The 12,932-nt window shown below is 67.3% G+C and carries 16 protein-coding genes; 9 read left to right on the forward strand and 7 right to left on the reverse strand.

Annotated elements, in window-relative coordinates:
- The first annotated feature begins 22 nt into the window (after nt 1-22).
- From AC1D1A_RS14730 to AC1D1A_RS14750, 5 genes are all read left to right on the forward strand, one after another.
- On the forward strand, nt 23-652 hold the full coding sequence (locus AC1D1A_RS14730) for an RraA family protein (protein ID WP_476872551.1): 630 nt from the start codon (nt 23-25) through the stop codon (nt 650-652).
- Nucleotides 653-672: 20 nt separating this feature from the next.
- The gene (locus AC1D1A_RS14735; protein WP_476855920.1) at nt 673-1,461 is read left to right on the forward strand and encodes an NAD(P)-dependent oxidoreductase; all 789 of its coding nucleotides are present in this window, start codon (nt 673-675) and stop codon (nt 1,459-1,461) included.
- An 81-nt stretch (nt 1,462-1,542) separates the two neighbouring features.
- Nucleotides 1,543-2,880 (forward strand): TRAP transporter large permease subunit, encoded by a 1,338-nt coding sequence (locus AC1D1A_RS14740; RefSeq protein WP_476948032.1) that lies wholly within the window; start codon nt 1,543-1,545, stop codon nt 2,878-2,880.
- 12 nt (nt 2,881-2,892) lie between these two features.
- Nucleotides 2,893-3,150, forward strand: coding sequence for a hypothetical protein (locus AC1D1A_RS14745; RefSeq protein WP_476855918.1), 258 nt, complete (start codon nt 2,893-2,895; stop codon nt 3,148-3,150).
- Nucleotides 3,147-4,136: a cyclase family protein gene (locus AC1D1A_RS14750; protein WP_476948033.1), complete on the forward strand. Its 990-nt coding sequence runs from the start codon at nt 3,147-3,149 to the stop codon at nt 4,134-4,136. The genes AC1D1A_RS14745 and AC1D1A_RS14750 overlap by 4 nt, the downstream gene beginning before the upstream one ends.
- Before the next feature lie 78 nt (nt 4,137-4,214).
- Here AC1D1A_RS14750 and AC1D1A_RS14755 read toward each other — a convergent pair whose 3' ends face one another.
- From AC1D1A_RS14755 to AC1D1A_RS14765, 3 genes are read right to left on the reverse strand one after another with little or no spacing between them, the layout of a single operon-like run.
- Entirely contained in the window at nt 4,215-4,847 is a 633-nt protein-coding gene (locus AC1D1A_RS14755) for an energy-coupling factor transporter transmembrane component T family protein (protein ID WP_476849632.1), read from the reverse strand.
- Nucleotides 4,844-5,650 carry an energy-coupling factor ABC transporter ATP-binding protein gene (locus tag AC1D1A_RS14760; RefSeq protein WP_476855916.1) on the reverse strand — a complete coding sequence of 269 codons (807 nt, stop codon included), beginning with the start codon at nt 5,648-5,650 and terminating at the stop codon, nt 4,844-4,846. Before AC1D1A_RS14760 ends, AC1D1A_RS14755 begins: the two co-directional genes overlap by 4 nt.
- Nucleotides 5,647-6,294, reverse strand: coding sequence for a biotin transporter BioY (locus tag AC1D1A_RS14765; protein ID WP_476948034.1), 648 nt, complete (start codon nt 6,292-6,294; stop codon nt 5,647-5,649). Before AC1D1A_RS14765 ends, AC1D1A_RS14760 begins: the two co-directional genes overlap by 4 nt.
- A gap of 327 nt (nt 6,295-6,621) precedes the next feature.
- Here AC1D1A_RS14765 and AC1D1A_RS14770 point away from each other — a divergent pair, with 327 nt between their 5' ends.
- Nucleotides 6,622-8,220, forward strand: coding sequence for an ABC-F family ATP-binding cassette domain-containing protein (locus AC1D1A_RS14770; protein WP_476855914.1), 1,599 nt, complete (start codon nt 6,622-6,624; stop codon nt 8,218-8,220).
- Nucleotides 8,221-8,290: 70 nt separating this feature from the next.
- On the opposite strand, the gene AC1D1A_RS14775 is transcribed toward AC1D1A_RS14770, so the two are convergent.
- Genes AC1D1A_RS14775 through AC1D1A_RS14790 form a run of 4 tightly spaced genes read right to left on the reverse strand, consistent with a single transcriptional unit; the run spans nt 8,291 to nt 10,407 of the window.
- A complete protein-coding gene (locus tag AC1D1A_RS14775) occupies nt 8,291-8,770 on the reverse strand; it encodes a YbaK/EbsC family protein (RefSeq protein ID WP_476948035.1) in 480 nt (159 codons plus the stop codon).
- 3 nt (nt 8,771-8,773) lie between these two features.
- Nucleotides 8,774-9,652, reverse strand: a complete 879-nt coding sequence (locus AC1D1A_RS14780; RefSeq protein ID WP_476849637.1) for an SURF1 family cytochrome oxidase biogenesis protein — start codon at nt 9,650-9,652, stop codon at nt 8,774-8,776.
- Complete coding sequence (locus AC1D1A_RS14785; protein WP_476948036.1) at nt 9,653-9,946, reverse strand: hypothetical protein; 294 nt, start codon at nt 9,944-9,946, stop codon at nt 9,653-9,655. It abuts the gene before it with no gap.
- Nucleotides 9,943-10,407, reverse strand: coding sequence for a DUF3099 domain-containing protein (locus AC1D1A_RS14790; protein WP_476872549.1), 465 nt, complete (start codon nt 10,405-10,407; stop codon nt 9,943-9,945). Before AC1D1A_RS14790 ends, AC1D1A_RS14785 begins: the two co-directional genes overlap by 4 nt.
- Nucleotides 10,408-10,557: 150 nt before the next feature.
- On the opposite strand from AC1D1A_RS14790, the gene AC1D1A_RS14795 reads away from it, so the two are divergent.
- The 3 genes from AC1D1A_RS14795 to AC1D1A_RS14805 all read left to right on the forward strand — a co-directional run bounded on the left by AC1D1A_RS14795 (nt 10,558) and on the right by AC1D1A_RS14805 (nt 12,916).
- Nucleotides 10,558-11,283 carry a beta-ketoacyl-ACP reductase gene (locus tag AC1D1A_RS14795; RefSeq protein ID WP_230008961.1) on the forward strand — a complete coding sequence of 242 codons (726 nt, stop codon included), beginning with the start codon at nt 10,558-10,560 and terminating at the stop codon, nt 11,281-11,283.
- Nucleotides 11,284-11,571: 288 nt separating this feature from the next.
- Entirely contained in the window at nt 11,572-11,991 is a 420-nt protein-coding gene (locus tag AC1D1A_RS14800; protein WP_028275538.1) for an Hsp20/alpha crystallin family protein, read from the forward strand.
- 148 nt (nt 11,992-12,139) lie between these two features.
- Entirely contained in the window at nt 12,140-12,916 is a 777-nt protein-coding gene (locus AC1D1A_RS14805; protein ID WP_476849639.1) for an SDR family oxidoreductase, read from the forward strand.
- Nucleotides 12,917-12,932 lie beyond the last annotated feature (16 nt).

A 12,932-nucleotide genomic window follows, 5' to 3' on the forward strand; every position in this document is an offset into this window, starting at 1 on the left:
GCCACCCACGGAAGAATCCACCATGACAACTCCTGTCCTTGAGGACATCGACGCAAACTTCGTCCGCCCCGACCGGGACCTGATAGGCCGCCTTGCCAAACTTCCCGCCGCCAACATCGGCGACGCCATGGACCGCCTCGGAATCGCGGACTCAGCCATTCAGGCAATCTGGCCCGGCGCCCGCCTCGCCGGACCAGCCTTCACCGTCTGGACACGCCCCGGGGACAACCAGGGCATCCACCGCGCACTGCAGCTCGCCCGCGCCGGGGACGTGATCGTCGTCGCCGGCGGCGGAGACGAATCCCGGGCACTGTTGGGCGAGCTCATCGGCGAACGGGCCATCAATCTTGGCCTCGCCGGCTTCGCCCTGGACGGGGCAGCCCGCGACGCCGAAGCCCTCCGCGAGATCGGCATGCCCGTCTTTGCCCGCGCCATCACCCCGGCCGGACCATACAAGAACGGACCCTCCCGTCTCGGCACGCCCATCTCCTTCGGCGGGATCCCCGTCCTGCCCGGGGACATCATCATCGGCGACTCCGACGGCGTCGTCGTCATCCCCAGGGAACAGGCAATTGCTGTAGCCGAAGCCGCCGAAGCAGTCTTCGACGACGAAACCACCCGCCGGGCCGCCATCATCGCCGACCGACACTAAAGCAAGAAAGACAGAAAACTATGACCGCGTGCACCATCATCGGCCTCGGCGAAGCCGGAGCCACCTACGCGACTGCACTCATTGCGGCAGGCCACAGCGTCACAGGATTTGATCCCGTCGCACCATCCACCCCGGCCGGCGTCACCAGGGCAGCAACCGCGGCCGAGGCGTGCCTTGGCGCAGACGTTGTCCTGGTCCTCACCGGAGCGGCCGCAGCCCGCAGTGTGGCCCAGGAATGCCTGCCCGTTTTGCCGGAGGGCAGCTGCTATGCCGACTTCACCTCGTCCTCACCGCACGTCATGCGGGAACTTGGGCAGTTGCCCAGTCCGGCACTCTTCGTTGACGTCGCCATCCTCGGGCCCGTAGCCGCGCTGGGCGAGAAGACCCCGCTGATGGTCAGTGGCCCGGGGTCCCGGGCCGTTGCCGATCTCCTGGCGCCGCTTGGTGCCGAGGTCGAAATCGCCGACGGCGAGCCCGGGGCCGCGATGGCCCACAAACTGCTCCGCAGCGTCTTGATGAAAGGCCTGGCCTCCGTGGTGGTCGAAGCCGTCACGGCGGGACGGGCCGCGGGACTGGAAGATTGGATCCGGAGTCAGATCGCCAGGCAGCTGGCGGGGGACGGCCAGGCAGTCATCGACAGGTTCCTCACCGGCACAGCCAAGCACGCCCTGCGCCGTTCCAAGGAGATGCAGGACACTGCCGGCTACCTCACCGACCTCGGAGTCCCCGCCGAAATGACCACAGCCTCCGCTGCGGCACTTACGCGCATCGCCGAGAAATCAGCACAGGCGGCGCCGGCCTTGCGCTGACCCCGACCTCAGGCAGAATCTTTTACAGGAATCAATGATGAACCATCCGCAAACCAGCACTACCCCGTCAGGAGCAGCAGCATGATCGGCATCTGGGCCCTGGCAGCCTATCTGGCCGTCATCCTGCTGTGGACGACCCTTCTCAAACGCAGCGTTGGAGAGGCCATGATCCTCGGATTCCTGGTCGTCCTGCCTTTCACGGGGGTCACAGCGGCGCAGATCGGCTGGTCCTCCCTTTACACGGCGGTGACTGATGAAATCGTCTACGCCACCATGGCGTTCGTCTTCATGGGGTACCTGCTGGACAAGACCGGAGTGCTGGACCGGCTCATCGACCTGTTGAACTCACTGATCGGCGGTACCAAGGGAGGCCCCGCCTGGGTGTCCACCGTGGCGTCGGCAGGCCTCGGCGGGGTGGTCCACAACCAGGCGGCGATCGCCGCGACCGTGGGTTCCGTGACCATCCCGTGGATGGAAAAGTCCCGGCTCGACAAGCCCGCGGCCGCGACCCTCGTCGCGGGAAACGCCGGAATGGGCATCACTTTCCCGTTCAGCGCTTCGATGTTCGTCCTGGTCGGCTCCGCCACAGTCGGGCCCCTGCTAAACGTCAATGAACTCGTGCTTCCGCTGTTCATCGGCGGGCTGTGGTGCTTCCTGCACCGGCTGATCGTCACCTGGCTGCTGATCCGCAAGAGCGGGATGACACCCTTGGATGCCGCGCACCGGTTGCCGGTCCGGGCGGCGTTCGGCCGCGGCTGGGCCATGCTGCTTTTGTTCGTCGTGGTGGCCATCCCACTGATCATCACCTCCGGCTTCATCGCCACCGCACTGTCGGACTGGACCGGCGGAGACATCACCAAGTCCCTTAGCATCATCGTCTGGATCCCGGTGGTCCTGATCATCACCGGCGCCGTCCTCGGCCGAAAAAACCTCCCACGCAGCGGCCGGGGCTGGTGGACCCTGCTGCAGGAGTCCGCCCCGAGGTTCGGGATCGTCGGCATCACTGTCGTCTTCGCCTTCGCCGGCGCCAACGCCCTCGCCGTCACCGGCCTGCCCCAGCAAATGACGGCACTGCTCAACCGGATGAACCTGCCCCTGTGGCTCCTCGCCATCCTCATCGGGCTGATCGTCATCGCCGTCGCCGCGCCCCTCTCCGCCACGGCCACCATGGCCGCCGTCGGAACCGTCGGTGTCGCCACACTCGTTAGCGCCGGTGTTCCGGCGACCACCGCCGCCGTCGCCGTGCTCGTCTTCTCATCCTGCGAAGCCGCCGTTCCCCCCGGAGGCGCGCCCCTGTATGTCGCCTGCGGCATCGCGGACGTGGACCCGATCAAAACCTTCGCCCGACTGCTCACCCACTACGCCCTGCCCCTGCTGGGCATCGGCGTGCTCATCATCCTCGGCATCCTGCCGATCTAAAGGAACCGCGACATGCACAAGATCAGACGAGCCATCGAAGTCATCTTCATCGTGAGCCTCGCCGCCCTCCTCGCCGGCGGAGTCCTGTTCGTGACGGGCCAGGCCATCGCCCTTGCCGCCGGCCAGAGCGAATGGCTCGTATTCTTCAACGAATCCGTCAAGCCCCCGATGTGCCTTGCGGCATCGATCTGTGCGATCGCCGGGTTCTTCCTCAACTACAAGCGCTACGAAAACAAAGAACAGACTCCCCAGAAGGCAGCGACGCGATGACCGACACCAGGGAATCCGGAACCTACCCGTCCTTCGCCGAACTTCTCGAACGGGAGGGCGCGCTATCCGGGACGTCGTGGGGACTGTTTCTTCAGCCGGACCGCGGAACGCCGTCCTTCATCACGCAGGACACCACCCTGGAGGCCAGGAACTGCATCAGGACCGGCGTGGTCTTCGGCCTGGACTACCCGGCCGATGCCTTCGATCCCGGAATGTCACTCAAGCGCAGCGCCCCTCGTCACACCATCTACTCCTCCCACCAGGCGCACCGGGACGACTACCTGGACGGGTATTACCTCCAGGGATCCACGCAGGTCGACGGGCTCCGGCACCGCCGGGCAGACGACATCGGCTTCTACAACGGCACCCGCGATGACCGGATTGCGGAAGGCACCCCGGACCTCGGCATCCAGGAATGGGCTGACAAACCCATCGTCGGCAGGGGAGTGCTCGTCGACCTCGACGGCTACCGCACCGGCGAAGGCACTCCCATTGACCACGCAGCGGGTGAGCCCCTCAGTCTTGACCTGATCCAGGCAGCCATCCAGGCCCAATCCCTCACCATCCAGCCCGGCGACATCCTCATGCTCCACACCGGATGGTGTGAATGGTTCCTGGCCCTGACCATGGCGGACAAGCAACAGACCCGGGAGAGCCGCCGCGCCACCGGCATCGCCCAATCACAGGAATTCGTCGCCTGGGCCTGGGACCACCGCCTCGCGCTGATTGCCGCCGACAACTTCGCCCTCGAATGCCTGCCCGTCATTCCCGAAAGCCCCTTTCTGTTATCGGCGCCCAACGACCACGGCATGATGCACCAACAGCTCTTGGCCAAACTCGGCATGCCGCTCGGCGAACTCTGGAAGCTGGGACCCCTCAGCCGACACATGAAGAAGACCGGAACCTGGGACGCCTTCGTCAGCATCAAACCGCTGAACATCACCGGCGGCACCGGGTCACCTGCGAACGCCACCGCAGCGACGTGAGGGCAGGTCCACTGGCTGCGGCCAGGGGAGGGCATGTCCACTGGGTTGGCAGCGGAACCGCGGCCCGGCCATCCGGGGCTAGTCTTCCGGGTCCTCCGGCTCACCCAGCCCACGGGCGGCGAGGGCCTCGCCGGTCTGCCGGGCGAAGGCCACCGTGCTGATGAAGACGGGCAACACAAGGGCCCGCGGGTTGCGTTCGAGTCCGCGCGCCCGGGCCGAGTCGCGCACGTCCGTGTAGGCCCCGGCAACGAACGGGATGCTGCGGAGCATGATGGCGATGGTCAGGGCGAAGCGTTCCGGGTCCGCACCGAAGCGCCGGAACGGCCGGGCAAGCGACGCCACGCCGTCGAGGAGTGCCTGCACAGGAGTGGTGGCGGTCAGGATAGACGCCGCGACGACGCAGACCAGGACGTTCAGGACGATCCGGGCGGCGGTCGGTGCGCCCAGCTGCCACCATTGAAAAAGCCCGATCGCCACGAGTACCGGAAGAACCGGACGCACCGCCCGGAACAGCCGGGCCGGGCCGGCCCCGCTGAGCAGGAACAGTCCGCAGAGCAGCACCAGCATGACGGCCGACACGGCCCAGTCCGCGATCAGGAACGACGTCATTCCGCACCCAACGACCAGCAGGAACTTCAGCCACAGCGGCGCACGGTGGACCAGGGACGAGCCCGGCACATACGCCGCCAGCAGGAAGCCGTGACCGCTCACGCCTGCTCCCGCCGGGCCTGGTCGGGCACGGCCCGCTCCAGCCGGCCGCCGGCTACGCCGCCGAGCCCACCGCCGGCTGGGACGCCGTTAGCCGCTGGCAGGCCCGCCGCGCACAGGGCGCGGTAACGGGCGACGGCGGCCGCCGGTTCGCCGTCGAACACCACCTTCCCGGCATCCACCACCAGGACGCGGTCCATGTCCAGGGCCAGCTCGAGGTCGTGGGTGGACAGAATCACCTGCTGGCGGAGCCCGGCGAGGGTGCGCCGCAGGAGTTCGCGGTTCCGCAGATCCAGCAGTGTGGACGGCTCGTCCAGAACCAGCACCTCCGGATCAACGGCCAGGACCGCGGCCAGCGCCAGGAGCTGGCGTTCGCCGCCGGAGAGCTCGTAGATGCTCTGGTCCGCCAGCGGCAGGAGACCGAACCGTTCCAGCACCGACTCCGCGTGGGCCCTGCGCTCGGTGGCGTTGCGGATGGAGCGGCGCAGGGACAGTTCCACATCCTCGCGTCCGGTGGGCATGACGAGCTGGGAGAGCGGGTCGGTGAACACGAAGCCCACGCGGCGGCGGACCTCACGGACGGCCCGGACGGTATCGGCGCCGTCGACTCTCACGGTGCCGTCGCTGGGTGCCACGAGGCCGTTCAGGAGCCTCAGGAGGGTGGACTTGCCCGAGCCGTTGGCCCCGATAACCCCGATCCGCCGTTCCGTCAGGTCGAGCGAAAACTCCTGGAGCAGCGTCTTGGGTGCGGGGCGGCCGTCAACCGGCACCCGCACCGAAACCCGGTCCAGGACGATGATGCTCACGGGCGGGTGTCAACCGTCCGGACACGGCGCAGCAGCAGGTCCGGGAAGGCCTTGTGCAGGGCCAAGGCGATGCTGACGGCCAGGACGTTCTTGATGATGTCGCCGGGGTAGAACACGAGATCGGCCAGGAAGGCTTTGGAGAAGTCCAGCTTGGCGTTGACCATCATGCCCAGGATGCCCAGGCCGTGGATGAAGACGATGCTGCTCACCATGGCGGCGGCGAACAAGAGGATGGCACGCAGTCTGCCTTTGCGGTTGGCGGTGCGCTTGAGCACGACGACGGTCAGCCAGCCGACGGCCGTGGCGGCCAGCAGGAACCCGATGATGTAGCCGGCGGAGGGTCCGGCGAGGACGCCCAGCCCGCTGCGGCCGCCACTGAAGATCGGCAAGCCGGCGAAGCCCAGGAGCAGGTACAGGCCGACGGCGGCGAAGGCCCGGCCAGGGCCCAGGGCCAGGCCCGTGAGCATGACGGCTAGGGTCTGCAGCGTGATGGGCACGCCGAGGCCGCCTACGGGAATGGCGGCGACCAGTGCCGAAGCGGCCACCAGGGCGGCGAAGACGGCGATGAGGCCAAGGTCGGTGGCATTCCAGCGGACCCGGCGGTGCGGGGTCCTGGCTGCGGCGGGACGGTCGGTTTGCGTCATGATGTTCCTGTCGGGGTGCTGCTCAGGGGGCTGCGGCGGAAATATGGATTGTGATATTGACTGTACGGCCGCCGCGCGGACGGTTTTTTGTAGGCGCCCCACTAACGCGCGGCCCGGTTGCTGGAGGGCACCGCCAATGAACACGGCCAGCCGGCCGGGCCAGCATCGCGACGGCGGCTGCCTGCTGCCATACGTGCCAATGTCAGGGAGCCGGGGTGGTGCCGGTAGACTTGCAGAGGCCGTGCTCTCGCATCGCCCTGCCCCGGCCCCGCCCAGACTCCACCCGTCGTGCCGCGGCATTCCCTGTTGTGAAAGGCCTTAGCTGCATTGATTACCGTCCAGGATCTCGAACTGCGCGCCGGCGCCCGCCTCCTCATGGACCAGGTGAGCTTCCGGATCGACAAGGGAGACAAGATCGGTCTGGTCGGCCGTAACGGTGCAGGCAAGACAACGCTGACCCGGGTGCTTGCGGGCGAGGGCCTGCCCGCCGCCGGTAAGGTAACCCGCACCGGCGAAATCGGCTACCTGCCGCAGGATCCGCGCACCCCGGACATGGAGCAGCTCGCGCGGGACCGGATCCTGTCCGTCCGCGGCCTGGACATTGCCGTGGGCAAGCTCCGCCTGGCGCACGAAGAGATGGCCAGCGAGGACGCTACGGTCCAGCGCAAGGCGATGAACCGCTATGACCGGCTTGAATCCGAATTCCTGGCCGCCGGCGGCTATGCCGCCGAAGCCGAGGCGGCAGCGATCTGCTCGAACCTCGCCCTGCCGGACCGGCTGCTGAACCAGCCGCTCAAGACCCTGTCCGGTGGACAACGGCGCCGCGTCGAGCTTGCGCGCATCCTGTACTCGGACGCCGAAACCATGCTCCTCGATGAGCCCACCAACCACCTCGACGCCGATTCCATCTCCTGGCTCCGTGAGTTCCTCAAGAACCACCAGGGCGGGCTGATTGTCATCAGCCACGACACCGAACTGCTTGAAGCGACCGTCAACAAGGTCTTCCTCCTCGACCCCAACCGCGCGCAGATCGACTTCTACAACATGGACTGGAAGCGCTACCTCAACCAGCGCGAAACGGACGAGCGCGCCCGCAAGCGTGAGCGGGCCAATGCGGAAAAGAAGGCCCAGGTCCTCATCGACCAGGCCAACAAAATGCGCGCCAAGGCCACCAAGGCCGTCGCCGCCCAGAACATGGCCAAGCGTGCCGAGCGCCTGCTCGGCGGCCTCGAAGCCGTCCGCGCGACCGACCGCGTGGCAGCACTGCGCTTCCCGGACCCGTCACCCTGCGGCAAGACCCCGCTCACCGCGGACGGCCTCAGCAAGTCCTACGGCTCCCTGGAGATCTTCACCGACGTCGACCTTGCCATTGACCGCGGGTCCAAGGTGGTCATCCTGGGCCTCAACGGCGCCGGCAAGACCACGCTGCTGCGGATGCTGGCCGGCGTCGACAAGCCGGACACCGGCGAAGTCGTTGCGGGCCACGGCCTGAAGGTGGGCTACTACGCGCAGGAGCACGAGACACTCGACGTGGACCGCACCGTCCTGCAGAACATGCGCTCCTCCGCCCCGGACATGAACGACGCGGAAGTCCGCAATATCCTGGGCTCATTCCTGTTCTCCGGCGACGACGTCGACAAGCCCGCCGGTGTGCTCTCCGGCGGCGAGAAGACCCGGCTGGCGCTGGCCACCATCGTGGCCTCGAGCGCGAACGTGCTGCTCCTCGACGAGCCCACCAACAACCTGGACCCCGCCAGCCGCGCCGAAATCCTCGGGGCCCTGAGCAACTACACCGGCGCCGTCGTCCTCGTGAGCCACGATGAGGGCGCCGTTGAGGCGCTCAACCCGGAGCGTGTTGTCCTGCTTCCCGACGGCATCGAGGACCACTGGAACGAAGACTACCTGGACCTCATCACGCTGGCGTAAGTCACCCAACCGACCCGAAGCGGGGGCCGTTCCCGGCACGGAAAACGTCCCCAGCAGCGAGGCAGCCGGGTCAGCGGACCGGCATCTCTTCCGCGCCTGTGATCCGGTGCAGGTCCGCGTAGCTGATCGAGAACATCGAGTTGTGATCCCCTGCCCCCGCCCAGAGCACGCGGTGGGCCGACAACGACTCATCCAGCAGAGTCCGGATCTTCTCCGGGTGGCCTACCGGGGCGACGCCGCCCACCTCCTGGCCGGTGTGGGCCAGGACGAACTCGGGGGAGGCACGACGGATCTTGCCCGTGCCCAGCCGGTCCGCGACCTTGCGGACGTCCACCTTGGCCGCGCCGCTGGCCAGGATGAGCAGCGGGGTGCCCCCGAGCTCAAACACCAGGCTGTTGGTGATCGCCGCGACATCGCAGCCCAGCGCCGCGGCGGCCGCTGCCGCCGTCGGCACCTTCGCGTCGAACACCGTCACGGTGTCCTGGGCGCCCAGGGCGGTGAGGGCACGCTTGACGTTGGCCACCGGGCCGGGAAAGGCGTCAGGGCTCATCGCTCAGAACCCCTGGGCGTCGAGGATGGCGTCTTCCTCTTCTTCCGCCGTCGCGTTCTTGCGCTTCCGCGGAGCAGGACGACGGCGGGCCACCGGGCCGCTGGAGTGCAGGAACACGCCCTCGGCGGCCTCCGCTTCGGCGTCCTCCGCGTCGATCGCGGCGTTGCGGGCCTGCTGCCTGGCCGCGTAGCCGAACCCGACGAACATCAGCACGCCGAACGCGAACCACTGCAGGGAGTAGGACAGGTGGGTGCCTTCATCAGTGGTCGGTTTAGGGAACGGGAACGGCATGTCCTGCACCGACGGCGACTCGGAGGCCAGCTGTCCGTAGGCGCCCGTCAGCAGCGGATAGCCCAGCTGCCCGGAATAGGCGGAGAGGTCGATCGAGGCCAGCTGTCCGTCAGGGGCGCCGCGCTGCAGCTCGGGCTCGGCCGGCTTGAGGCGGGCAACCACCGTCACCGGCCCCTGCGGCGGGGCAGGCACTGAGTCGGGCCGTCCCGGGGTGTTGTTGCCGATGGGCAGCCAGCCACGGTCGATCACCACGGTTTCGCCGGACTGGAGCTTGAAGGGAACCACCACCTCGTAGCCGGGCTGGCCGTTGAGCGGGCGGTTGCGGACAATGCGCTGGCCGGCGGCGTCGTAGCTGCCCTTCAGTTCCACCTGGGTCCACTCCCGCTCCGGATTCAGCCGGCTGAACTGGTCCCGGACATCGGCGAACGGCACGGGGGTGGCCGAGTAGTTGGAGACCACCCGGTTGATTTCGGCCAGGGTCTCGGCGCGGCGGTCCATCTGCCACCGGCCCAGCCCAACGCAGCCGGCAGCGAAGATCGCGGCCAGCAACAAGTACCCCAGCCATTTACTGGAGAAGAGAAAGCGGTACATTCAGCCGATCCTGCCTGACGGGTCGAGAGGGGCGGTCACTGCCGGGAGGGGGACGGTCTCTGCGCCGAGGACCACAGTCTCTTTCCACAGTCCGCGCGTCTGGAGGTAGTCCTCAAGCCACGCGCGGTGCTCCGCGCACGCCAGCCAGATCTTGCGCCGCTCCGGGGTGTGGATCTTGGGATTGTTCCACAGCAGCTGCCATTCCGCCGCCGCGCGGCAGGCTTTCCGCGAGCAGACGGTGCCGGGGGCCGCGGCCGTGTCCCCACCGGTCCCGGCCAGGTCAAAGAGATTCATGAAGCTGCCCGTCCGTGGTCGTCGTCGTTCTCATCTTCGATCAGCTCACCCTGCAGCAGCGTCCCTGAACCGTCTGCGCCGTCGCTCAGATCCTGCCCCTTTGGATCCTGCCCGGCGGGGCCCGCGGTGTCCGGTGCGTCCAGCTCTGCGAGCGGAGCATAGTCCAGGAGCGAGTCACTGTGGATTTCCGCCTTGTCGCTGCCGTTGGCGATCACCACCGCCACCCAGGGCAGGAAGACGGCGCCGGCAATCGGCAGGAGCTTGAACCAGCCATCCACGACAAAAATCAGGATCAGGCAGACCATGCGGATGCCCATGGCGATGGCATACTTCACCATCCGCTGGTGCATCTCGTCCGAGTGCGCAGCAGCGGCGTCGGTGATGCTGTGCACCTCGGTACCGCCGGACTCGGAGTCCGGCCTCCCGGGCACATGAGCACCGGGTCGGTTTTTGAGTGTCACGGCTGTCAGATCACGCTCCCAAGGCTTACTTCGATTCTCTCACCATCGGCGGAGCCGCCCAAACGGAAGCGAACCGGGCGCTAAGATCGGAGGCAGGAAAATTCCAGCCCCCAGCGCGGCCCTCCCTGCCGCAGAATCCCGGAGCCCCATATGACTGACACATCCACCACTGGCCGCAGCGTTCTGATCACCGGCGGAAACCGCGGGATCGGCCTGGCCATCGCCGAGTCCTTCCTGGCCAACGGCGACAAGGTGGCCGTGACCTTCCGCAGCGAATCGTCGCTGCCCGAGGGCATCCTCGGCGTCAAAGCGGACGTCACGGACGAAGCGTCGGTGGACGCCGCGTTCGCGGAAGTCGAAGCCGCCCACGGCCCGGTGGAAGTCCTTGTGGCCAATGCCGGCATCACCAAGGACACGCTCCTGATGCGGATGAGCGAAGACGACTTCACCTCGGTGATCGACACGAACCTCACGGGCGCCTTCCGGGTGATCAAGCGCGCATCCAAGGGCATGATCCGGGCGCGCAAGGGCCGCGTGGTGCTGATTTCCTCCGTCTCCGGCCTTTACGGCGCGCCGGGCCAGATCAACTACTCCGCCTCCAAGGCAGGCCTGGTGGGCATCGCCCGGTCGCTCACCCGCGAGCTCGGCGCACGCGGGATCACCGCGAATGTGGTCGCGCCCGGCTTCATCAACACCGACATGACGGCCGAGCTGCCCGAGGCCACGCAGAAGGACTACCTGACCAAGGTCCCCGCCGGCCGCTTCGCCGAGGCCTCCGAGGTCGCCAACGTCGTGCGCTGGATTGCCAGCGACGAGGCGTCGTACATTTCCGGTGCGGTCATTCCGGTCGACGGCGGCCTCGGAATGGGCCACTAGCCCCTGACACAGCAGGACGACGCAGGACTCCTGCGGAGCACAGCGGACGACGGCGGATTCCGCCGTCGTCCGCTGTGCTGTGTCCGCTTGTTCTGAGTCCGCTGTGCTGTGTCCGCTGTCTATTGCAACCCGGACCGGGCCACTGGAGACGCACACTTTTCCGTGCCGGGTTCCGTGCCGGGAACCGTGCCGGGCCTTTTTGCCCTTGGCTCCGGGGCTCCTGGAGCGTGTAATGGGCTCACAGCCCCTGACCATGCCGCGGCAGGGGCGTGGACGCAGGAGGAAATCATGAGTGATCTCAGCAAATGGACGCCCTCGGACATGCTGGAACCGGTCCGCCGCTTCCTTGACGGTGATCTGTCCATAGCGCCAGGGATCAAGATCGAACAGTTCCAGGAGGGCACCACCCTGGTGGTGCGGGCGGAAGCGCCGGGGATCGACCCGGACCGGGACGTCGACGTCTCGGTCGGCGAGGGCGTGCTAAATATTGCGGTGGAGCGGCGGGAGTCGTCCGAGCACAAGAGCAAGGACGGTTACCGCTCGGAGTTCCGCTACGGCCGGGCCGCCCGGAGCATCGCGCTGCCCGCAGGGGTGAGGGAAGAAGACATCACCGCCACGTACAAGGACGGCGTCCTGGAAGTCCGCGCACCGGCGCCCAAGGTTGTGACCGGTGAAGCGACGACGAAGATCCGGATCGACCGCGGCTGACCCACCCCCGGCATGTTCAAGCCACGTGACGACGGAACTACGCCGCCGGGGCTTCTTTGTGGATGCTGAACAACTGTAATGGCGCGGTCCGCTGGCATGATGGATTGCAGACCCACAGTATTTGGACGTTTGGAACAAAGGAGCTCGTATGGGACTGCTGGAGAACAAGACTGCGATCGTGACCGGTTCGTCGCGCGGAATCGGCGCCGAAGTGGCCAAAATCCTCGCCGCCGAGGGTGCGGCCGTCGTCGTCAACTACCGCCAGAAGGCGCCGCGCGCCAACAAGGTCGTCGCCGAGATCGAAGCCGACGGCGGCCGTGCCGCGGCCGTCGGGGCGGACCTCACCACCCAGGAAGGCGTCCAGGCCCTCGCCAGCGCCGCGATGGAGAACTTCGGCTCGCTCGACCTCCTGGTCCTCAACGCCTCCGGCGGCATGGAGACCGGCATGGAAGAGGGCTACGCGCTGAAGCTGAACCGCGACGCCCAGGTGAACATGCTCAACGCCGCCGTCGCGCTCATGCCCCACGGCTCGCGCGTGGTCTTCGTGACCAGCCACCAGGCCCACTTCATCGACACGGTGCCCACCATGCCCGAGTACGAGCCCGTGGCCCGCAGCAAGCGCGCCGGCGAGGATGCACTCCGGGCACTCGTCCCGAACCTGGCCGAGAAGGGGATCACGCTCGTGGTCGTCTCCGGCGACATGATCGAGGGCACCGTCACGGCCACCCTGCTTGACCGGTCCAACCCCGGCGCCATCGAGGCCCGCCGCGCAGAAGCCGGCAAGCTGTACTCGGTCAAGGAGTTTGCCGCCGAGGTCGCCAAGATGGCCTCGGCCGATGTCGAAACCGGCCACACGGAATACGTTGGCGGTGCGGATTATTTCGGTAAGACCGCGGACCAGGCAGCGGATAAGAGCTCCAGCTAGGCGCAGGCCGCCACGC

The sequence above is a fragment of the Arthrobacter sp. P1_B9 genome, from assembly GCF_056406495.1.